A 19,675-nucleotide genomic window follows, 5' to 3' on the forward strand; every position below is an offset into this window, starting at 1 on the left:
ATCATGGGAGGCGGCCTTTTGACCGCAACGGGTACCGCAACGCCTACGCCTCCTCGCTGTCGTCATCGGCGGGGAAGAAGGCGTCCATCTTGTCTACCGCGTCGCGCTGCACCCGCTCGATCACCTCAAGGTAGGTCCCCGTCGTGACCGCCAACGAGCTGTGCCGCAAGACGCGCTGAACGGTCGCCGCGTCCACTCCCATCGTGAACAGCAGAGTGGCGCACGAGTGCCGCAAGTCGTGCACTCGGACCGGCCGCACCTTGGCCCGCTCGCACAGCGTGGCGAACATGCGGTTGACGTTGCGCGGTTCGATCGGCCCGCCGAGCTTGGTCGTGAAGACCAGGCCAGTGTCCTGCCAGTCCTTGCCCGCCTCGGAGCGCTCTTCGAGTTGGCGGGTCCGGTGCTCGGTCAGCACGGCCACCAGCGGCCGAGGCAGCGGAATGGTCGCAGCCGAGGCGTCGGTCTTCACGTCCTCCAGGCGCAGCGCGCCGTCCACCCGGTGCAGGGCCTGCCGGACCGTCAGCCGTCGCCCCGCCAGGTCCACGTCCGCCCACCGCAGCCCGAGAGCTTCACCCCGCCGCAGGCCCACCGCGAGCGCCACCGCCCACAGCGCGTAGAGCCGGTGTTCCCGTGCGGCGCCCAGGAGCTGGCGAGCCTCCGCAGCGGTGAAGGCCCGTTCCTTGCGCTTGTCCGAGCCGCGCAGGCGTACCTGCCGGGCGGCGTTGCGGGTCAGCAGGTCCTCATCCACGGCGGCCTGGAGCGCGGCCCTCAGGACGCGCAGCAGGTGCCGGATCGAGGGGGAGGATAGGTGGTCCCGGCAGCACGCGGGGCGAGGCTTGGCGCAGCAGCGGGGCACCTTCCGCGCCTCGTCCTTGCCCTGGGCGCAGCACTGGCACACCTTCCCGAGGCCGTTCAGCCAGGTGCGGATGTGGGCGGCCTGAAGCGCCTTCAGCTTGCGCCTGCCGATGCCGGGCACGATGTGCAGGCGCACCGCGCCCTCGTACGTGGTGTACGTGGTGCGGCGGATGCCGGGTTCGGCGATCTCGCGCAGCCAGTACGTCATGTACTCACCGACGGTCATCGTGGTGGTCACCGCAGGGATGCCCCGCCGCTCCTGGTCTTGCAGCTTGATCAGCTCATCGTGGCAGTCGTCCCAGGACTTGCCGTAGACGCTGACCCGCTTCCGCCCGCCGTCCGCCGTGGACACGAACACCTGGGCCTCGTAGCGCCCATCCCTGCGCTGTCGGATATGCCCCTCACCATTGGCGCGCTTGCGCCCCCGCGACGGCTCCGGGGTGCCCACGCTCACGCCGCAGCCCCCTCGATCAGATCGGACAAACTTGCCCAGGCTGTCGCGACTGCTCTCCTGCCGCCGGAGTCGGCCGAGGAACTGGACGCTTGGGCCAAGCACTGGGATCCCGTGGACCTGCTCGTCCCGGAATGGCAGTACCTGCTCAAGGACCCGCTCGGGCTCCGGCACGAGGACGAGGTAAGCGGGCTGACGCTGTCCCGGCGGGATCGTGGTCCCGAGCTGCGACCGGAGATCACCAGGGTGCTGGCCGTCGAACGGCTGCGCAAGGTCAACGCGCTCGTCGGCTTCACCCGCATCGACGACATGGACCGGGTCGGTGACCTACCCCAACGCCTGGCCCCGCTGACCAGAACGCCGTACCCGGCGTGGACGGTGGCAACGGAGGATCGCGGCGAGGGCATCTACCTCCAGCTCGACGAGGCCGCCGTGGCGGCGTGGGAAACGCGGATCGAAACGACGGACATCTGGAGTGCCCAGCGAGACGCGCATCGGCGCAACTTCTACCGGCGCTTCTCCGAGACCGCGCAGGATGTGGACCCCGACACCCGGCTCAGGCCGCCGCGCTACTGGCTCATCCACACCTTCGCGCACGTACTGATCCGGGAATTGGCCATGACGTGCGGCTACTCCGCCGCCAGTCTGAGCGAACGGCTGTACGCCTGGCCCGAGTCCGGAGGCCGCGAAGCGGCGGCCAGGCTGCTTATCTGCACGACCGCCTCTGATAGCGACGGCACCCTCGGCGGGCTGGTGCAGCTCAGTGAACCCGACCGGCTCGAACGTGTTGTGTCGGGCGCGCTGTACCGGGCTACCCGGTGCTCCTCGGACCCGATCTGTGCGATGCGCACCCCACAGGACCCTGAGGACTTTCTGCACGGCGCCGCCTGCCACTGCTGTGTGATGGCGTCGGAGACCTCTTGTGAGAGGGCCAACCGGTTCCTCGACCGGCGTTTCCTCGTCGACCTCCCTGGGAGTGGTGTTGGGTTCTTCGGACGCGCCGATTGACCCTGCGGCGGCCTGGGAACTGGGCCGGCGGCTCACTGGGACCGAGGCGGGGTTGCTGGCGGACCGGCTCGCCGACGGCGACACCCTCACCAGCGCGCTGAGGGCTGTCGCCCCAGGGAACCGCGCAACGGTCCGGGCACTGCTGGCCGCCAGCTCTTCGGCGTCCCGCATCACCGTCCTGCGGGCCGTCGAAGGCGCACGGTCCGCCCCGACCTCGGCGACGCCCTTGTGGACGATGCCGGGGCATCTCGCGCGCAGCGGGCCGCTCACCGCCTCCGTGCCGCACCTTGTCGACAGTGCGCGGCAGTCGATCACCTGCTCCACCTTCAACTTCCAGCGCTCCTCGGAGCTGTGGCAAGCCCTGCGGCAGGCTGCAGGACGGTCGGAGCTGGCCGTGCGGGTGTACCTGGACGCGACAGCCGCAGGTCGAGGCGCACCGACCGCCTCGGAAGTTGCTGCGCATCTTCGACCCGCTACCGTCCTGCGTACGAAGGAATTCGACGGCGCAGGCGTGCGCAACCACGCGAAGTTTCTCGCCATCGACCACCGGTTCCTGCTGGCGACCAGCGCGAATTACTCGTGGAGCGCAGAACACAGCAATGTCGAATTCGGCGTACTCATCGACGACCGAAACCTCACTGAGGCCGTCGAACACGAATTGCGAGGTGCTGAACCCTTACTCTACGAGCGGGTTCCGTTGTTTTGAGGAAACATGAGCACCCTAATCAAAAGGGTTACCTGCCAGTAAGAAGGTGTTCGGCCGACAGTTCGACTCTCTCGCCGTTGTCGTCGAACCCGAACATCCGGGTTGGCAGGTTGAGGGCGTCTGCTTTGGACGGGTAGCAGAAGTAGAGGACCTCGCCGCAGTAGGACGCTGCGTCGGGCATCACCGCGTCCTGGCATGTCCCGAGGACGGTGATTCCATGAATACGGGCGACTTTGGCGACTGCTGACAAGACATCACGGCGGTGCTCGTCACCGAGAGAGTCGCCGAGCTCGTCCAGGATAAGGACACGCCCGCGCGGATTCGGGCTCGCGAGAAGTGCTGCGAGCACGAGGTGGATGCTGAACAGCTTCTCCTGGGCCGTGTTCGTGGCATTGTCGTACGGCAGCATCCGCCCACCTGGTGACCGCTGCCAGGCCGGTGTCACTCTCCATGTCCAAGTGTCCTCAGGTCCGACCGGCCGGAACACCTCGCAGTGCAGTGTCGCACCATAGCCGCCGGCAGATCGGTTGAGCTCGTTGAGAGCCTCGCGGATCGCCATGAAGTTGTCTTCGACGCGTTGTTCGAGGCTGTCTTGAACGTTCGTGACGCTTTGCTCCATCACCGTGAGGTTGGACTCGATGTAAGCTCTTTCCCTCGCTCGTTCCTGCCGTGCCGTCTCGATCTGCTCCTCGGCTAGTTGATCGCGTTCCACATGCTGGGTAAGCCAGTCGTTCAGCGCTGAAGCGAGCACGGCGAAACTTGCTTCGTCGTGGGATGACGGCGTGTGGTTTCGGTCGTCTTGCCGATCCCGGCGGCGGACGGCTTCGCCGATTTCGTCGGTGGGAGCTCCGTCACCGGTATCACGCTGTACGCCTAGGAGGTTGAGGATGGTGTTGAGTTCGTCATTGGCGCGATTGGCGAGTACGTCTCGAGAGCGGACGACCGCGGGTAGGGACGGGTCGCGTGGATCAGCGGGGCGCACGATGCCGCGTTGTGTGTCGTAGTCCACCGATTGGTCGGCCCAGTTGAGGATGAGGCGAGCGTCGGCCTCACCCCCAGGAAGTCCTGAACGCCAGTAATCCATCGTGGCGGCGTCGAGAGCTTGGCGGGTCGTGGCGTAGTCCTTCTTAGCCGAGGCGAGTTCCTTCTCTGCTTGCTGCCGTTCGCTGCGCGCTTGGGAACGTGTCGCTTCGATACTTTGCACCTCGGCCTTTGCCGCCGTAAGTATCTCCAGTGTTGTATCCCGCTTGGCAGTTAGCTCTTGGATGACAGTGCGAATCTCTGGAAGTGCATGCTCCTCGATCCTGGTGCGCTCGTTATGGCATTTTTGGTATTCAACTGCCGCTTCGGCGGCATCGAGAACTTCGATTGCCTGTGCTTCCCGCGCTGCAGCGAGTTCGGCAGCTTTCTTGAGCCCGAGCAGCTTGTTCTCGGCCTGCCCGAGCCGTGCTTTAAGAGCACGTACCAGTTGCACACGACCGGTCGTTGGATCTGCGAAGCCACCGAGCACGATGACCCCGAGGCTGACATCGTGGACTGCATTGACGCCTTCGGTCTCGACCGGCGGGACGCGGGCCGCGAGTTCAGCCAGGAACCGTCGCGCGGGAGGTGGCGCCGCCAAGAGGCCATCGGGCAGTACGTCCGTGGGTTCGCCTGCGATGAGTATTGCCCCTGCGTGGCTGGCCAGTGCAGCGAGGGCGTCGTCGCGAAGGTGATGATCGACGCATACTGCGTCGCGCCATGGATGCAGACGTGGCTCCCAGACGTCACGATGTTCTTCGGCCACCTCGATCGCGTCTAGGAGCCCGACAGCCTCAATGCCCGATCTCCATTCGGACAGGATCGTGATGCTACGGCCAGCGTCGCCGATCCGGCCCTCCTCGGCTTGTGCGAGTTCGATCCGCAGGTCTTCCGTAACCTGCGTCTCGGTTTGGAGGATCACCTCGCTCTTCGTGCGCTCCTCCTTCCGCTTTTCCAGAGCTTCCTTCGCTGTAGCAACGTCTGGGGGCGAGGTTCTGGCGCCGCGCTCTTCAAGCTTGATCATCTGATCGCGAAGCGTGCTTAGCTTGTTCAGGAGCGTCGTCTCGCGGCTCTTCGCCTCTGAGAGGTCTTGATCGGCCAGATTGAAGGTTCCCTGGGCGTCTTGTGCACGCTTGTGTACCGAGGTGTCGTCGGAGAGCTCTTTCTCGCGGGCCTGCCGTTTGCGTAGCTCTATGCCCAAGGTCTTGATTTCAGCTGCGGTCTGCCGCTGCTGGGCGTCGAGCATCTCGCGCCGGCCCATTGTGTCGAGAAGGCCACGTGCCAAGTGCTGGAGCCACAGCTTCTCGCCGTCGTCGAGGACGGCGCGGATCTTCTTGCGGGTACGAACGCCTTCGACGATCGTTTCCTCGGCTGTCCACTTCTGTTCGTGTTGTGCTTTGGTGGATTCTAGTTCTTCGAGCTGCTTGGCGAGCTTGCGGCGCTGTTCTTGTTCGAACTCGAGTGCTTCGCTGCGTCCTGTGAGGCGGACGAGGGCTGTTCCGATATCTTCAGGACTGAACGCACCGGTGTCCATCTTCAGCAGCGACGGGCCGCTGCGCTGTTTGCCTCGCGCGGCTACGTAAGCCAGGCAACGGGGGCTGTGACCGTAGAGAGTCTCTACATAACTATGCGCGCCGAGGTCGGCCGATGGCAGCGCCTTCCACGTCGTCGGAGCCAAGCGGTGCCGTTCGACGTCGCTCTCCGCGTCCACGAGGTGCACCCCCGCGCAATGCCGGACCTGCACGTACTTCGGGGTGGACGACAGTTTCATCCACACGGTGTGCGCAGTGGACACTGGATCGTCCGGATCCGCGAACACACCAATGATGAATCCGGTGTCCGCAGCGGGGTAACGCGTAGCAGCAACACCTGCCGTGTCGGGTTCGAACAGTAGTTGAGCCACGGCGGCGACCCCTCCCCCGGTGACCCGCCACTCGGGGTCGCCGAGCAGGAGTGAGACCGCCGCATTGAAACTCGTCTTCCCGGATTCGTTGGAGTCACGCGGGCCGCGTCCAGTGACGGCCACGAACGCGGAGGGCACGATGGCGACGGGATGGCTGGTAAGCCGTGCGATGTAGAACGTCTGCACCACCACGAGTTGTCGATCACCGATTACACCGAGGGTGTCGTCAGCGATCGCCCGCGGCTGATCAAACAGCGTGGTCATGCCCTCTCCTGATGCTCACTCTGCTGAGATGGACTTGCTCGACGACTGCGGATCGCATGGGCGTAAAGGCTGTCCGGTGCGGCCAGGAGCAGCAGGTTCTCCCAGAGTTGCGCCGATCGCCGTGGGGTAAGGCGCAGGAGCGCGGGACCGGGGAACAGCATTCCGCGATGACGGTCGACCAAGCCGTGCGTGACCAAGTTGCGAACGGACTCCTTGATCTGAGTCTTGAAGATGTTTCGGTTCAACGCGAGTTCATCTACCGAAGTACCTTTCGCTCCAGCAGTGCTGCCCCATGTCTCTCCAGCCCTGCTACCACGAGCGCGGGGAATGGCGACTGTTCGGAGAAGGATCAGGACAAGCACGGCTCGGTCTTCCGGTGGGAGGACGCCGATGTCCAACTCAACCAATGCGTCGGCGACGTCGTCACGGTAGCCACTCGTCCAGTCGTCGCCGACGCTGATCAGCGTCCGACCGCACTCCGCGAGCCGCTCGCTAACCGTTTTGCGTAAGGCGGGTTCCTCCAGCGCTGGGAATACGCCCGACGGCACCAGACCGTCAGCGATTTCCAGTGCACCAATCGCTTCACGAACAGCGATTTCGTCTGTTGAGGGCATTCCCTGCGCAGCCATTATTCGTCCCAGAGGTCGTCATAAGTACCCTGCTCGAAGTCGTCTTCATTGGTGAACGTCTCGCCCTCCAACCGTGTGTCGTGATCATCGTCGAAGTCAATGTCCTCGAGTTCGGCATCGTCGAGTTCAGTGTCATGAGGGACGGCTGGTCGCGGTTGCAGGCGGGGAAGTCTGTCGTGGAATCGTCGCATCGCATCGACGAAGGGTTCCGGTAGCGCGGCGGTCGCCGGCCCCAAGCGTAAGGAACCTTCATCGGGAATGACGAAGAGGCCCGGAATGAGCGTACGGAACAGCGCGGTCTTGGCCCACATCGTCGAAACGCCCAGTTCCCCCGCTACATCTACTACTTCCGATCTCCTGAACGGCACACCGGGATACGGCGAGGCGACGCGGTCGGGCCAAGCCAGGCCGAGGCAGCACGCCCAAGTTAGCCTCGCTACCGGAGTCAGGTTGCGTACTGGATACGTTTGGCTTTCCTCCGGCGCAGGCGTGGACTGAGGAAGCCACCCGAGGACCAATCCGCGTCCACCTGCGCGTCGGCGGACACTGCCGGTCGTGCAATGCACGAGTGAGCGCCCCGCGGATTCCGCGGCGCGCCGCGCGAGATTGACAGCTCGTGGATCAGCTAGGTCCACAGGGAGTCCACCCGTTGCGCGGATCGCGGCGAGCAGGACCACTGGATCTGTTATCAGCGTGGTCATTGCCGTTGGTCCTCCTGGATGGTCTGTTCCCGGTGCAGCGTCACGGGGTGCAGATAAGTGACCGGAGATTCGACGTCGATCAACGCCTGCTCGCCCAGGCTCACGGTGAACGGCTGCGTCGGGTCCGCCGAAACGCCCAGCAGTTCCACGAGTTCAACGGCAGCCGCCGGCCACCCCATCTCGCGAAGGGTCGCCGTCAGGTCGATCGAGTCGGCATCGCCGAGATGTGACTCGATGGCCAACCGCCGCTGACGAGCCATGCGCTCGTGCTGCTGCTGCATCGTCCCGATGGGATCGGCGTCTGCGCCTCCCGTAGGCTCAGGTGGTCGCGATGGCTGGCGACGTCGAGGGCGGAACTCATCCAACGCGTCCACGACTGACCCCGGATCCAGCCACGCACTCGGCGGATCAACAACAAGCTGTCCCGCGACTCCCGAGAGCTCCTCCAAGGAGGCATCGAGAGCCGCAGACAGGTACTGCTCAGGTGTGAGGACACTGAAGTCCAGCGACGCCCCACCCTGGTCGAGCACCCGGTCGACTGCGCTGAGTACTTGGTGGCGATAGGCGAGCTCCGCCTTCACCAGCTGGAATGCAAGCTCACCGAGTTCGAAGTCGCGGGCGAACCGGTCGGTGACCAATCTGTTCAGCACGTGTACGTCGTGTTGAACCTTACGAGGGTCGTGGTTGCGGTGCTCATCCATGAGTTCGCTGATCGACGCCGTCCCGATCAGCCGAGCGAGACTCGCGGTATACACGCTGAGGAGTTGGCGGCACCGCTTCAGGTGTTTGGCTAGCGTGGCCCGGTCGGCCTCGCCGGTTTCGATCAACCAGCGCGTTCGGTCGAGCAGCAACAGCATCTCCTCGACACCGCCACGCGTGCCGAGCCGCTCGAACACCAGCAGGCCGACCATGCCGGAAGGGTCCAGGACGTACCGCGACTGTTGTTTCTTCTCAAGGAACGGTTTGATCAGGCCCATCCGGACGAAGAGATCGAACCGCGACTCGAACAACGCATGGTCCACGTTGCCGCGACCACTCAGCGCATGTTCGACGTCCGCCTTTGTCATTCCAGTCAACCCGGCGTGGTCGGCGAACACCTCGGACATATCGCGAGCCATTTTTAGTGCGCGTGGATCATCGATAACAACCTTCATGTCACGAGCGATGGGCGCCACGAACGAACGAAGGTTCTCCAGCAAGCGAGCGTCACTGACTGGAACAGCGTGATCAGACGTCACCGGAGACGGGGAAGGAAACAGCGGCTGCTCGTCGAATTCGTCCACGATCTTGGCTACTCCTGCGGTATCGCCGAGAGTCGCTGGGCAAGGACTGGGAGGACGACGTCATGGAGGGGCTGTTGCTCTACGGCTTTGCCGGTCGCCTCAATGTGTTCCGCCACCTCGCGTAGCGATTGAGGGAGACGGTCCTTCAGCCTCGCAGCAAGAACCCTGTCGTCGTGCTCAGCCTTGCGTTGCTCTTCGACATTCGCTCTCTTTCTGGCGGGACCGCAGCGCAGCAGCTCCAGATCCATGCCGATGGGCGTCGCCGACCTGCCCAATCGTTGGGTCAGCATCGTGAAGATCTCCAGGCCGGCCGCGTCGAGATCCATCCATGCCGCGACCCTCACGTGTGGTAGAGCGGCGATGAGGTCGATTGTATTGACGACTGCTTTTCCTTGGCCCCACACGCACAACCATGAGTCGGTTATCTCACCGATCCCGCATGCCTGTTCAAACGTCTCGGCGTTCTCAATCAGTAGGATCCCCGTTGCCGAGAAGTCGATCTCACCGACAAGACGGACACCCTCTGACGGCAACCCAATCCACGGTCTGCTGCGACTCGCGTCTGCGATCGCGCTTCCCTGCCGCCAGACGAGCGGACCGCGCACCCTGATGGTGATGTCCGACTTCTGCACGGCTCGGGAGAACTCAATGCCGACGAGTTGGCTGAAAACGATCGATCGCGCTGCAGACCACTTGGCGTGTGTATCACCCCACGCCAGACCGGCAAGCTCAGCCGCGCCGGGCGTGCGATCCATGCGCGCCCATTTACACGCGGCGCGTAGAGCGGCTTCATAGGTCGCCCAACTCTTCGCGGTTGTCGTCGTGCCAGGTGGCGGGACGAGGGCAGAACCAGCGGATACCACGCGAAGCACCAACCGCTCCGCAACAAGTGGCGGTGGCGCCTGGAGGCCCTCGAGCAGCTTCAGGAGTTCTGCGCGCACCTCGTCCGGATCACGTTGCGGCCTAAGTTCGGCGAGTTCGTCATCCGCCTGCTCCGCCCACGCGCTCGACAGCGTCCAGCTCTCCGGAGAACCCAGCGCAAGTCGATCTCGATCGACCGCGCACCGCAGCACAACCCCACCAGACCGGACAAGATCTAGGGCCATAGGAAACGCACGATCACCGAAGCGATTCTGCACCGATGACCACTGCCGCCGACCCGCAGACAACGCCCACACCAAGTCTGCCCGCGACAAGCCATCTGGCGGCGCGAAAAGCGCAGTTCGCTCGGAAGGAACAAGATCCACTCGCGTCACGTTCACACGGCCGCGTCGGTCCCTCGGCACGCGCGACTCTCCGTTACGGCGAACCGGAACCGTCACGGCCTCTACACCTTGGGGAAGACCACTCAGCACGATCGGTGTCCGCCCCGAGAGCTCACCCAGCAAGGGCTTGTAGTGCTCACGCATATCGATCACCGACCAAGGCGTGAGATGTTCGCGCGACAATCCCAAGCGGTCGACGAGTCGGCTGGTTGCGAACCCGGTTCATCGACCTCCTCGCTGGACGGGCGGGTGATTGGCCTAGCAATCGACCACTCAACCATGTGCCGTGGAGGACTCCAGACAAGTCGCACACTCATCACTCGATGGTATGAATGACTTGCCCAGTGCTACACCCTGTAGTCAATATGCTCGCTTCTCAAGGCCCCTTGAGACGGCGGCGCTCAGCCCCGTGGTCGCCCGTGGGTGTCTCGGGTGGGGACGCCTCGCTCCCGCAACCTGGTCAAGACGGTGGTGTGGTCAACGCCCAGGTGTGCGCCGACTCGTGCCAGGGACCAGCCGAGGTTGTACAGGTGGATGGCGTCGTCGACCTGCTCGGGGGAGAGGCCGCGGCGGCGCATCGGCACGTCGTGCCGTTTGAGGATGTTGCTGACTGTCCGCCGTTCGATGCCGAACCGGTGGCCCAGTTCGTAGACCGTCGCTCCGGCCTGATAACCGGTGATGAGTTCCTGGACCTGGTCGGCGTCGAGTTGGCGTGCCCGTCGTGGTTTGGGGCGCTCAATAGACGGTCGAGCCGGTTCGGTGGGGTCGGGCAGCTTCCGGAGCAGCGCCTCCAGGGCTTCTACCTGGGGTTTTGTGTTGTAGTAAGTTCCCCCAAGGTCCACAGACCAAAGGCCGCCTTCCGATCAGGGAAGGCGGCCTTTGACCGTATACGGGACTGTCTAGCCGAGGGCGGCGAGTACGTCGTCGGCCAAGGCGACTTCGCCGAGCAGGCCGAACGAGGCCATCGTCGCGTCGTGGGCCTCCTGGGAGCCTGCGGCGCAGGCGTCCTCGACCACCACCACGCGGTAGCCGAGGTCGCCCGCGGCACGGCCGGTGTTCTCGATGGTGAGGTTGGTGGCCACGCCGAACAGCACCACGGTGTCGATTCCAGCCGTCCGCAGCCGCTCGTCGAGGTCGCTGGCCGCGAAGGCGCCCACCTTGGCGTTGGTCACCACCGTGTCCCCCGGCTCGGGTGCCAGTTCGGCCAGGATCTCCGTCGCGGGGGTTCCGTCCAGCAGGCTGCCCTGCTGCCCCACGACCCCCAGCAGCGGGATGTTGGTGACCAGGTCGCTGTGTCCCGCCTGGAACGCCACCCGCGTGTACACGACCGACACCCCGGCCGCCCGTGCCCCGTCGAGCAGCCGCTTCGCCACCCCGATGACCCCGCGCCGCTCGATCTCCGCCCGGAAGAACGGCGCGAACGCCCCGTCGGCTCCCGCGATGTCGTTCTCCCAGTGACACGCGATGAACGCCGTGGTGGCCTTGTTGAGCTCCATGACCGCGCTTCGTCCCTTCCGCCGCGCGCCACCGTGTCAGCGGCGCTTTTCCGGGTCATCTCGCCGCACCCCCACCCGTGTTACGGGCCGAGTCAGAACAAGGTCGCGGGTTCGGTCGGGGTTGGGTCGGGGAGGGGGTCCAGGTCGGGGACCAAGGCGCGGACGTCGTTGTGGAACTGGCGGGCCAGGGCGGGGGCGTCGTCGTTGTTGGGGGTGTGGATGAAGATGGTGGGGGAGCGGCCTTCGTGGAGCCAGTCGGCGGTGACGGCGGTCCAGGGCTGCCAGCCTTGGACGGTGTCCTCGGCGGAGTCTCGGCCCAGGTAGCGGACGACGGGGTGGTCGGTGAGGGCCTTGGTGCGGCGGGGGAGGCGGGGTTTTCTGGTCCAGGCCTCGTGTTCGGCTTCGCTGGTCGGGGGGCGGTCGAAGAAGGCGGTGGTGTCGAAGGGGACCCACTCGGCGTCCGCGTGGGACAGGGCGGTTTCCAGGGCGGAGGTCGCGGAGGTGTCGGTGAAGAAGCGGGGGTGGCGGACTTCCACGGCGCGGTTGAGGTTGACGGGGAGTCTGCGGAGGAAGCGGGTGAGGGCGTCGACGTCGGTGGGGGCGAAGGACGCGGGGAGTTGGGTCCAGAGGGTGGCGCGGCTGCCCAAGGGGTCGATGGCGTCGAGGAAGGCGCGCATCTCGGTTTCCACGGCCGCGAAGCGGCGTTCGTGGGTGACGAGTTTGGGGATCTTGAGGACGAAGCGGAAGTCGGGGTCGGTCTGCTCCGCCCACGTTTCGACCGTGGCGCGGGAAGGGGTGGCGTAGAAGGTGGTGTTGCCCTCCACCGCGTTGCACCAGCTCGCATAGGCGCGCAGGCGTTCCTTGGCGGGCAGCGGTTGGGGCAGGTAGCGGCCGGGCCACGCCTTGTGGGTCCATTGCGCGCAGCCGACGTGAAGGCGTGCCACTGCCACCAGCTCCCCTCGGATGTGCGGGAAAGCCTAGTGCCGGGCCGGTTCGGCGCGGCGGACCATCTCGGTGATCCAGGCCGGGGCGTAGGGGGAGGTGCAGTTCGGCGGCGTCGGGTAGTCCTTGAGGACTTCCAGGCGTTCGCCGATGGCGAGGGCTCGGGGGCGGTGGGTCGGGTGGTCGATGCCGATCTGGGCCAGGCAGTGGTTCATCGCCCACTGGAGGCGGTCGGGGGCGGTCTTCATGTGGGCCTCGATGGTGTCGAGGAGGGCGCCGAGGTCCAGGCCCGCGGGGGAGCGGGTGACGCGGTCGGTGGTGAGGGCCCAGCCCGCGCTCGCGACGACCGGGTCGGGGTCGGTCAGCCAGGTGGTGCGCAGGGCTTCGGCGTGGGGGGTCTTCTTGACCACGTAGCCGACCAGCCAGTCGTGCACCTTGGGGGTGCGGGCCTCGCGCAGCATGGTGTCCAGGTCGGTCTGGGTGAACTGCTTGGGGCGGCAGACCAGGATCGCCAGGAGGCGGGCGGCGGAGTCGGCGGTCGACCAGAGGGCCGTGGCGAGGTCGGGCTGGGTCTTGAGGCGTTTGGCGACGGCGCGCAGCGCGGTGAGGTTGACGGCGTGGTCGTCGCCGTGGCGTTCGTTGACGGCGCGGATCTTCGGGTCTGCCAGGGCGGCTAGCTCGGCCATCAGGTCGGACACCGTCGCGTCGGTCATGGGGCGACCGTACTCCCGGCGCCCGCGCGGGCGCCGGGGGCACGAGAGGTCACACGCCGAGCTGCTCGGCGGCCAGCGCGGTGCCGCGGACGCGGGCGGCGACCTTGGCGAAGGCCGTCTCGCGCGAGGTCGAGGTGTCGTCGGCGAACGGGGAGAAGCCGCAGTCGTCGCAGGTGCCGAGCCGGTCGACCGGGATGTGGCGGGCGGCGGCGAGCACGCGGTCGCGGACCTGCTCGTCGGTCTCCACCGCCGGATCGATCGGGTCGGTGACGCCGACGAACAGGCGGGCGCCCTCGGGCAGGTGCTCGGCGGCGATGGCCAGCACGCGCTCGGGGTCGGGCTCGCTGGCGAGCTGGAGGTAGAAGGCGCCGACATGCAGGGTGAACAGCTTCGGCAGCAGGTCGGCGTAGTCGATGTCGAGGCTGTGGACGGAGTCCTGGTCACCGCCGGGGCAGGTGTGCACGCCGATGCGGGCGCGCTTGGCGTCGCTGAAGCGGTCGAGCACCTGGTTGTTGAGGGCGATGAACGCGTCGAGGACACCGCCGGAGGGGTCCAGCTTGAGGGAGAGCCTGCCCTCGGTGAAGTCCAGCTGCACCGAGTGCGCGCCCGCCTCCAGGCACTGGCGGATGTCCTTCTCGGCCTCGTCGGCGAGGTCGGCGAGGAACTGCTCGCGGCTGTAGCCGTCGATGCCGTCGGCCGGGTACAGCAGGCTCAGCGCGGACGGGGCGATCACCGCCTGCTTCACCGGCAGCTCGGTCAGGCCGCGGGCGCGCTGGTAGTGGGTGACCGCGTAGTCGCCGTAGCGGAACGGGCCCGCGGTGAGCGCCGGGAGCTGGCGGGTGTGGCCGTCGGCGAACGGGATCACGGCACCGTCGGGGCCGAGGTTGGTCAGGCCGGCGAGCGGGTAGGTGGCGAAGCTCGACTTGCCCTGTTCGCCGTCGGTGACGACGGGGGAGCCGGTCGCGGTGAACTCGGCGATGGTCTCGGTCAGCGCTTTGTCCACCAACGCCGCGTCGGTGATGTCCGCCAGCAGGTAGGCCGGGCGCGGGACGCTGCCGATCGGCTCCGTGGGAATGGGCATGCCGGGTCCTCTCGTCGGTTGTGGCCGAAAGGTATCCAGCGAATAGCCGCGGCGGCGTTCCCCCAACAAGGTGATCACAGCAGCTCGTCCAGCAACCGGTAGTAGTACAGCCGGTGGGTGTCCACTTCGGCGGGTCCGTAGGCGGCCAGGAAGGCGGCCCAGCCGTCGTCGTCCAGCTCGCGGCGGGCGATCGCCAGGTCGCGGTGGCGGTCGGCGACACCGAGCGCGGGCACGTCGATGAGGACGGGAGCGCCGCCTGCCGGGACGAGGACGTTGGTCGTGGTGTAGTCGCCGTGGGCCACGACAGCGTCCGCGGCGTCCTCTTCGGAGGGCCGCAGCGCGCGCAGGCGGGCGAGGACGTCCTCGGCGGACATCCCCGCGTGGTCGTCGTCGAAGTCGCCGGGATCGACCAGTCCGGCGCGCACCCCCGCCTCGGCACGGGCGAGCACGACGTCCAGCCCGCCGTCGAACGGGCAGTCCGCGACCGGCAGCGCGTGCAGGGCCCGCAGCATCCCGCCGTGGACCGCCCCCAGGTCCTCGGGCGCGGCGGCGGCCAGGGACGGCGCGCCGACGTCGGCCAGCAGCAGCAGGCCGTCCCGGTGCGCCACCACCTCCGGCACCGGCAGCCTGCCCGCCAGCCAGCGCAGCCGCTCGTGCTCGGCGTCGGCCGACGGCCCGCCCTTGGCCCAGTACGTCGCCCCGCCCGCGCTCACCCGCAGCGCCGTCCCGCTGGCGCCCTCGTGCTCGGCCGACCACGTCGCGTCCGGCCCGAGCAGCGCGCGCAAGGCCTCCGTTGTCCCCATGGGGCCATCATGCCGGGAGCGGGACCGCCCTGATCTCGTTGAGCAACGCCGCCTTGCGCTCCCGTGGCAGCAACGACGCGGTCACGCCGTTCTCGGCCAGCAGCGTGCGCCGGCAGCGCCGGGGCGGCAGCGCGGCGGTGCCATGCCCGACGCGGTCGGCGCCGAGGTCGCCGCGTTCGGTGTCGCCGCCGTGGAGAGGCAGCGTGAAGTCCGGCACGCGTGTGCGTGTTTCAGACGATTCCGGGCCTGGTGTCGATATCCGGCGGCCTCGTTCGTGTAGGGGTGAGAACGAGCCTGAGGAGGCGCACATGGCCCAGTACCTGCTGAGCATCTACCAGCCCGACGGCGACCCGCCGCCACCGGAGGTGCTCGACCCGATCATGGCCGAGCTGGACGCGCTGAACCGGCGGATGCGCGAGGCGGGGGTGTGGGTGTTCGCCGCCGGGCTGCACCCGCCGCACACCGCGACCGTGGTCAGCCAGGGCGGCGCGCTGCTCACCGACGGCCCGTTCGCCGAGGGCCGGGAGCACCTGGGCGGGTTCACCGTCGTCGAGTGCGCCGACCTGGACGAGGCTCTGGAGTGGGGCAAGCGGCTGGCCGCGGTGCTCGACCCCCTGTCGATCGAGGTCCGGCCGTTCGCATGAGCGACCCGGACGCGGTCGTGGCGGTGTTCCGGGCCGAGCACGGCCGGGCGGTGGCGGTGCTGACCAGGGCTTTCGGTGACATCGACCTCGCCGAGGACGCCGTCGCGGACGCGTTCGCCGAGGCGGTGCGGCGCTGGCCGGAGACCGGCGCGCCGCCCGCACCGGCGGGCTGGATCATCACGACCGCGCGCAACCGCGCCATCGACCGCCTCCGCAGGGAGGCCGTGCGCGGCGACAAGCACGCCCAGGCCGCGCTGGCCCACGGCGACGAACCGGAGGAGCTGGGCCCTGTGCACGACGACCGGCTGCGCCTGGTCTTCACCTGCTGCCACCCGGCGCTGGCACCGGCCGCCCGGGTCGCGCTGACGCTGCGGCTGCTCGGCGGGCTGAGCACCGCCGAGGTCGCGCGCGCCTTCCTCGTCCCCGAGACGACCATGGCGCAGCGCCTGGTCCGGGCCAAGGCGAAGATCAAGGCGGCGCGCATCCCGTACCGGGTGCCGAGGGACGCCGACCTGCCCGACCGCCTCGGCGGGGTGCTGGCGGTGCTCTACCTGATCTTCTCCGAGGGCCACACGGCCGCCCACGGCGCCGACCTGGTGCGCCCGGAGCTGTGCGCCGAGGCGATCCGGCTGGCCCGGCTGCTGGCCGAGCTGATGCCCGACGAGCCCGAGGCGCTCGGCCTGCTCGCCCTGATGCTGCTGACCGACGCCCGCCGCGCCGCGCGCACCGACGGCGGGCGGCTCGTGCCGCTGCCCGAGCAGGACCGCGGCCGCTGGGACGGCGCGCTGATCGCCGAGGGCCACGCCATCGTGCGCCGCTGCCTGCGCCGCGACCGGCCGGGGCCCTACCAGCTCCAAGCGGCCATCAACGCCGTGCACACCGACGCGGCGACGGCCGCCGACACCGACTGGCGGCAGGTGCTCGCCCTCTACGACCACCTGCTGGCCATCGCCCCGACCCCGGTGGCCGCCCTCAACCGGGCGGTCGCCGTCGCCGAGGTGGCCGGGCCCGCCGCCGCGCTGGCCGAGGTGGACGCCGTCGAGCTGCCCGGCTTCCACCTGCGCCCCGCCATCCGCGCCGACCTGCTGCGCAGGCTGGGGCGGACGGCGGAGGCGGCGGCGGAGTACGACGCGGCGATCGCGCTGGCGGGCAACGCCGTCGAACGGGAGTTCCTGGAGAGCAGGCGGGCACTGCTGTGAGGCCCGCAGTGAGACCCGCAGTGAGGCCCGCGCCGCGCCGGCTCAGTCGGCCGCGACCCCGATGCGCGGGAACGGCTTGGTGGAGAAGACCGCCTCCACCGGGACCCCGAAGTGCTCGGCGATGCGCAGCGCCAGGTGCAGGCTCGGGCTGAACTCGCCGCGTTCGAGGTAGCCGACGGTCTGGTAGTGCACGCCGAGCGCGTCCGCCAGCTGGCGACGGGACACCTTGCGCTCGGCGCGCAGCACCGCGATCCGGTTGTGGACGTTCTCGCTCATATGCCGGTGATTCTTCTAGACCCGCTGCAAAGCGGCCGTACGGCGTTCCTCCATCGCCGCCCCGGACTCCCGCCGGGCCACCCGGCGCAGCAGGATCGGCCCCAGGACCAGCCCGATGGCCGTCCACGCGCCGAGCACGCCGAGGGTCTCCAGCGTGCGCCACGACTCGCCGATCTCGAAGGCGGCGGCCTCGGCGGGCAGGAACACCGAGCGCATGCCCAGGCCGAGCCAGTACAGCGGGAAGACCTGCACCATCGCCTGCACCCAGCCCCACAGCGCCTCGAGCGGGAAGAACAGCCCGGAGACCATCGCCAGGCCCATGGTGAGCAGGAAGCCGAAGCCGCCGATCACCCTGGGGCTCTTGATCAGCGAGCCGATCAGCACCCCGAGCGGCAGGCAGGCCAGCAGGCCGAGCAGGAAGTAGCCGACCAGCCCGATCCACATCATCGGATCGCCGACGGGCACGTCCGGAACGATGAACATGCCCGGCACGAACACGACCAGCATCGCCGCGACGGTGTCGACGATGACGACCACGGCCAGGCCGACGGTGTAGGCCGACATGCCCTTCGGGATCGCCTTGGCGCGCAGCAGCGTGCCGTCCTCGCGCTCGGTGGACAGGTAGTAGGCCACGCCCATCACCGAGAACACCACCATCAGCGCGAGCGTGCCCGGCAGCAGCTTGCCGCCGATCGGGATGTCGGTGCCCGGCAGCGTCGAGTTGCGGGACAGGATCAGGAAGACCAGCGGGATGGCGTTGTAGAACACGAGGTTGAAGAGGCCCTCGCGGGTGAGGTTGGTCCCCCGCCAGGTGATCAGGCCCCGTTCGACCCCCAGCGCGAACGTGCTCATGATCCCTCCGTCCGGTGCACCATCGCCATGTACGTGTCCTCCAGCGAGGTCCGGCGGACCTCCAGGTCGCGCACCGGCTCACCCGGCTCGGCGAGCAGCTCGCGCACGTAGTCCTCGACTTCGTCGGCGGTGTGCACGAAGTGCTTCCCGCCGCGCGTCCAGCGGATCTCGGCCTTGCCCGCCACCGTGCGGGCCAGTTCGACGGCGCTGCCGTCGGCCAGGATGCGGCCCTGGGCCAGGATCAGGATGCGGTCGGCCAGCTTCTCGGCCTCGGCGAGGTCGTGGGTGGTGAGCAGGACCGTGGTGTTCTCGACGTCGACCAGGCGGTGCACCAGCTCGTGGAACTCGCGGCGGGCCTGCGGGTCGAAGCCCGCCGTCGGCTCGTCGAGGAACAGCAGCCTGGGCCTGCCGACGATGCCGATGGCCACGTCCAGTCTGCGCCGCTGGCCGCCGGAGAGGGTGCCTGCGCGCTGGCCCTGCTGCCCGGTCAGCCCGACCAGCTCCAGCAGTTCGTCGGTGTCGAAGGGGTCGGGGTAGTAGCGGCCGAGGTGCGCCAGCAGCTCGCGCACCCGCCACTTGGCGTGGTCGCGCCAGGACTGGAGCACGATGCCCAGCCCGGCCCGCCAGGTCTCGTCCCCCTGCGCCGGGTCCGTGCCCAGCACCTCGACCTCGCCCCCGGAGCGGGCCCGGAAGCCCTCCAGGATCTCGATGGTCGTGCTTTTGCCGGCCCCGTTCGGTCCCAGCAGGGCGACCAGCTCCCCGGTGCGGACCTCGAAGTCCACGCCGTGCAGCACGTCCTTGGTGCCGTAGCGCATCCGCAAGCCGCGCACGCGGATCGCGGTGCCCTCTACCGGCTCCCCCTGCCGCGCGGGGCTCGCGGCAAAGTCGGTAGTTCTCATGCTGCGAACGATAGCATGTGTACTACATGTCTGCGGCGGTTTCGGACATGGCAGGTTCCGGGTAAACCCCGCGCATGCTGAAGCTCATCTACCGGCCGCTGAGCCTGCTCATCAGCGTGCTCGGCGGCCTGCTCGCGTCGGCGCTGTTCAAGCGGGTCTGGAAGGTGGCTTCCGGTGACGAGGAAGCGCCGGAGGCCACCTCGCCGGACCACAGCACCAAGGAGGTGCTGGCAGCCGCACTCCTGCAAGGCGCGCTGTTCGGCGTGGTGAAGGCGGCGGTGGACCGCGCGGGTGCGAAGGGGTACCGCAAGCTCACCGGTGACCACATGGACGACTGACGAAGAGAGAGCGGAGGGCGGCTGCGCCGTCCTCCGCTCTCTCTTCGTCAGCCCGCTACCAGACCGGCTTCTCCCAGCGGGGCGGGATGCTGTCCACAATGGATTCCGCGTCGATGAGGTCGACGCCGGGCAACTCGTCGGCCTCTGACGGCAGCCGGACCCCGACCCACCACCGCCCGGTGTCCGGGTCCGGGTACACCGGGCCGACCACGATCCCGGAGCCGACCGGCCCCGTGCCGCCGGGCTGCTGCCCGCCGGAGCGCACGAAGGTGATGATGGCCCCGGGCGTCGGAACGCCGTGCTGGTCGAAGTCAGCGGGCACGTGACCACTTCCTCGGTCATGGGGA

At 67.9% G+C, this 19,675-nt stretch carries 22 protein-coding genes; 5 read left to right on the top strand and 17 right to left on the bottom strand.

From position 1 onward, the window contains the following. Positions 1-43: 43 nt before the first annotated feature. Complete coding sequence (locus ACFPM7_RS17745) at positions 44-1,309, bottom strand: tyrosine-type recombinase/integrase (protein WP_378248748.1); 1,266 nt, start codon at positions 1,307-1,309, stop codon at positions 44-46. On the opposite strand from ACFPM7_RS17745, the gene drmB reads away from it, so the two are divergent. Together drmB and drmC are read left to right on the top strand one after the other, a co-directional pair. Continuing rightward, positions 1,250-2,314 (top strand): DrmB family protein, encoded by a 1,065-nt coding sequence (drmB, locus tag ACFPM7_RS17750; protein WP_378248749.1) that lies wholly within the window; start codon positions 1,250-1,252, stop codon positions 2,312-2,314. The two genes, ACFPM7_RS17745 and drmB, sit on opposite strands and share 60 nt — an antisense overlap. Then, the gene (gene drmC / locus ACFPM7_RS17755; protein ID WP_378248750.1) at positions 2,286-3,020 is read left to right on the top strand and encodes a DISARM system phospholipase D-like protein DrmC; all 735 of its coding nucleotides are present in this window, start codon (positions 2,286-2,288) and stop codon (positions 3,018-3,020) included. The genes drmB and drmC overlap by 29 nt, the downstream gene beginning before the upstream one ends. A gap of 28 nt (positions 3,021-3,048) precedes the next feature. Here the strand turns inward: drmC and ACFPM7_RS17760 are convergent, their stop codons facing one another. The 12 genes from ACFPM7_RS17760 to ACFPM7_RS17815 all read right to left on the bottom strand — a co-directional run bounded on the left by ACFPM7_RS17760 (position 3,049) and on the right by ACFPM7_RS17815 (position 15,337). Then, on the bottom strand, positions 3,049-6,207 hold the full coding sequence (locus ACFPM7_RS17760) for a coiled-coil domain-containing protein (RefSeq protein WP_378248751.1): 3,159 nt from the start codon (positions 6,205-6,207) through the stop codon (positions 3,049-3,051). Beyond that, entirely contained in the window at positions 6,204-6,836 is a 633-nt protein-coding gene (locus tag ACFPM7_RS17765) for a type III PLP-dependent enzyme domain-containing protein (RefSeq protein ID WP_378248752.1), read from the bottom strand. The genes ACFPM7_RS17760 and ACFPM7_RS17765 overlap by 4 nt, the downstream gene beginning before the upstream one ends. Further along, on the bottom strand, positions 6,836-7,147 hold the full coding sequence (locus tag ACFPM7_RS17770) for a hypothetical protein (RefSeq protein WP_378248753.1): 312 nt from the start codon (positions 7,145-7,147) through the stop codon (positions 6,836-6,838). The genes ACFPM7_RS17765 and ACFPM7_RS17770 overlap by 1 nt, the downstream gene beginning before the upstream one ends. Positions 7,148-7,533: 386 nt before the next feature. Continuing rightward, complete coding sequence (locus ACFPM7_RS17775; protein WP_378248754.1) at positions 7,534-8,820, bottom strand: hypothetical protein; 1,287 nt, start codon at positions 8,818-8,820, stop codon at positions 7,534-7,536. A gap of 8 nt (positions 8,821-8,828) precedes the next feature. After that, positions 8,829-10,229 carry a Wadjet anti-phage system protein JetD domain-containing protein gene (locus ACFPM7_RS17780; RefSeq protein ID WP_378248958.1) on the bottom strand — a complete coding sequence of 467 codons (1,401 nt, stop codon included), beginning with the start codon at positions 10,227-10,229 and terminating at the stop codon, positions 8,829-8,831. Between the two features lie 257 nt (positions 10,230-10,486). Next, positions 10,487-10,927 (bottom strand): hypothetical protein, encoded by a 441-nt coding sequence (locus ACFPM7_RS17785; protein WP_378248755.1) that lies wholly within the window; start codon positions 10,925-10,927, stop codon positions 10,487-10,489. 57 nt (positions 10,928-10,984) lie between these two features. Continuing rightward, positions 10,985-11,581 carry a cysteine hydrolase family protein gene (locus ACFPM7_RS17790; RefSeq protein ID WP_378248756.1) on the bottom strand — a complete coding sequence of 199 codons (597 nt, stop codon included), beginning with the start codon at positions 11,579-11,581 and terminating at the stop codon, positions 10,985-10,987. Between the two features lie 92 nt (positions 11,582-11,673). Then, positions 11,674-12,525 carry a DUF72 domain-containing protein gene (locus ACFPM7_RS17795; RefSeq protein ID WP_378248757.1) on the bottom strand — a complete coding sequence of 284 codons (852 nt, stop codon included), beginning with the start codon at positions 12,523-12,525 and terminating at the stop codon, positions 11,674-11,676. Between the two features lie 33 nt (positions 12,526-12,558). After that, a complete protein-coding gene (locus ACFPM7_RS17800; RefSeq protein ID WP_378248758.1) occupies positions 12,559-13,236 on the bottom strand; it encodes a DNA alkylation repair protein in 678 nt (225 codons plus the stop codon). 49 nt (positions 13,237-13,285) lie between these two features. After that, a complete protein-coding gene (locus tag ACFPM7_RS17805; RefSeq protein WP_378248759.1) occupies positions 13,286-14,317 on the bottom strand; it encodes a uroporphyrinogen decarboxylase/cobalamine-independent methonine synthase family protein in 1,032 nt (343 codons plus the stop codon). Positions 14,318-14,391: 74 nt separating this feature from the next. Beyond that, positions 14,392-15,120, bottom strand: coding sequence for an aminoglycoside 3'-phosphotransferase (locus ACFPM7_RS17810; protein WP_378248760.1), 729 nt, complete (start codon positions 15,118-15,120; stop codon positions 14,392-14,394). A gap of 7 nt (positions 15,121-15,127) precedes the next feature. After that, positions 15,128-15,337 (bottom strand): hypothetical protein, encoded by a 210-nt coding sequence (locus tag ACFPM7_RS17815; RefSeq protein WP_378248761.1) that lies wholly within the window; start codon positions 15,335-15,337, stop codon positions 15,128-15,130. Between the two features lie 91 nt (positions 15,338-15,428). Here ACFPM7_RS17815 and ACFPM7_RS17820 point away from each other — a divergent pair, with 91 nt between their 5' ends. After that, positions 15,429-15,764 (top strand): YciI family protein, encoded by a 336-nt coding sequence (locus ACFPM7_RS17820; protein WP_378248762.1) that lies wholly within the window; start codon positions 15,429-15,431, stop codon positions 15,762-15,764. After that, positions 15,761-16,963, top strand: coding sequence for an RNA polymerase sigma factor (locus ACFPM7_RS17825; protein ID WP_378248763.1), 1,203 nt, complete (start codon positions 15,761-15,763; stop codon positions 16,961-16,963). Before ACFPM7_RS17820 ends, ACFPM7_RS17825 begins: the two co-directional genes overlap by 4 nt. Positions 16,964-17,005: 42 nt before the next feature. Here the strand turns inward: ACFPM7_RS17825 and ACFPM7_RS17830 are convergent, their stop codons facing one another. The 3 genes from ACFPM7_RS17830 to ACFPM7_RS17840 are packed head-to-tail and all read right to left on the bottom strand — an operon-like array spanning position 17,006 to position 18,906. After that, complete coding sequence (locus ACFPM7_RS17830; protein WP_378248764.1) at positions 17,006-17,239, bottom strand: helix-turn-helix transcriptional regulator; 234 nt, start codon at positions 17,237-17,239, stop codon at positions 17,006-17,008. A gap of 15 nt (positions 17,240-17,254) precedes the next feature. Further along, complete coding sequence (locus ACFPM7_RS17835) at positions 17,255-18,091, bottom strand: ABC transporter permease (protein ID WP_378248765.1); 837 nt, start codon at positions 18,089-18,091, stop codon at positions 17,255-17,257. Next, on the bottom strand, positions 18,088-18,906 hold the full coding sequence (locus ACFPM7_RS17840; RefSeq protein ID WP_378248959.1) for an ABC transporter ATP-binding protein: 819 nt from the start codon (positions 18,904-18,906) through the stop codon (positions 18,088-18,090). Before ACFPM7_RS17840 ends, ACFPM7_RS17835 begins: the two co-directional genes overlap by 4 nt. Positions 18,907-19,064: 158 nt before the next feature. Between ACFPM7_RS17840 and ACFPM7_RS17845 the strand changes: the two genes are divergently transcribed. Further along, positions 19,065-19,328, top strand: coding sequence for a DUF4235 domain-containing protein (locus ACFPM7_RS17845; protein ID WP_378248766.1), 264 nt, complete (start codon positions 19,065-19,067; stop codon positions 19,326-19,328). 55 nt (positions 19,329-19,383) lie between these two features. Here the strand turns inward: ACFPM7_RS17845 and ACFPM7_RS17850 are convergent, their stop codons facing one another. Then, a complete protein-coding gene (locus ACFPM7_RS17850) occupies positions 19,384-19,650 on the bottom strand; it encodes a hypothetical protein (RefSeq protein ID WP_378248767.1) in 267 nt (88 codons plus the stop codon). Positions 19,651-19,675: the final 25 nt, after the last annotated feature.

The organism is Actinokineospora guangxiensis, assembly GCF_042657845.1.
GTDB lineage: Bacteria > Actinomycetota > Actinomycetes > Mycobacteriales > Pseudonocardiaceae > Actinokineospora > Actinokineospora guangxiensis.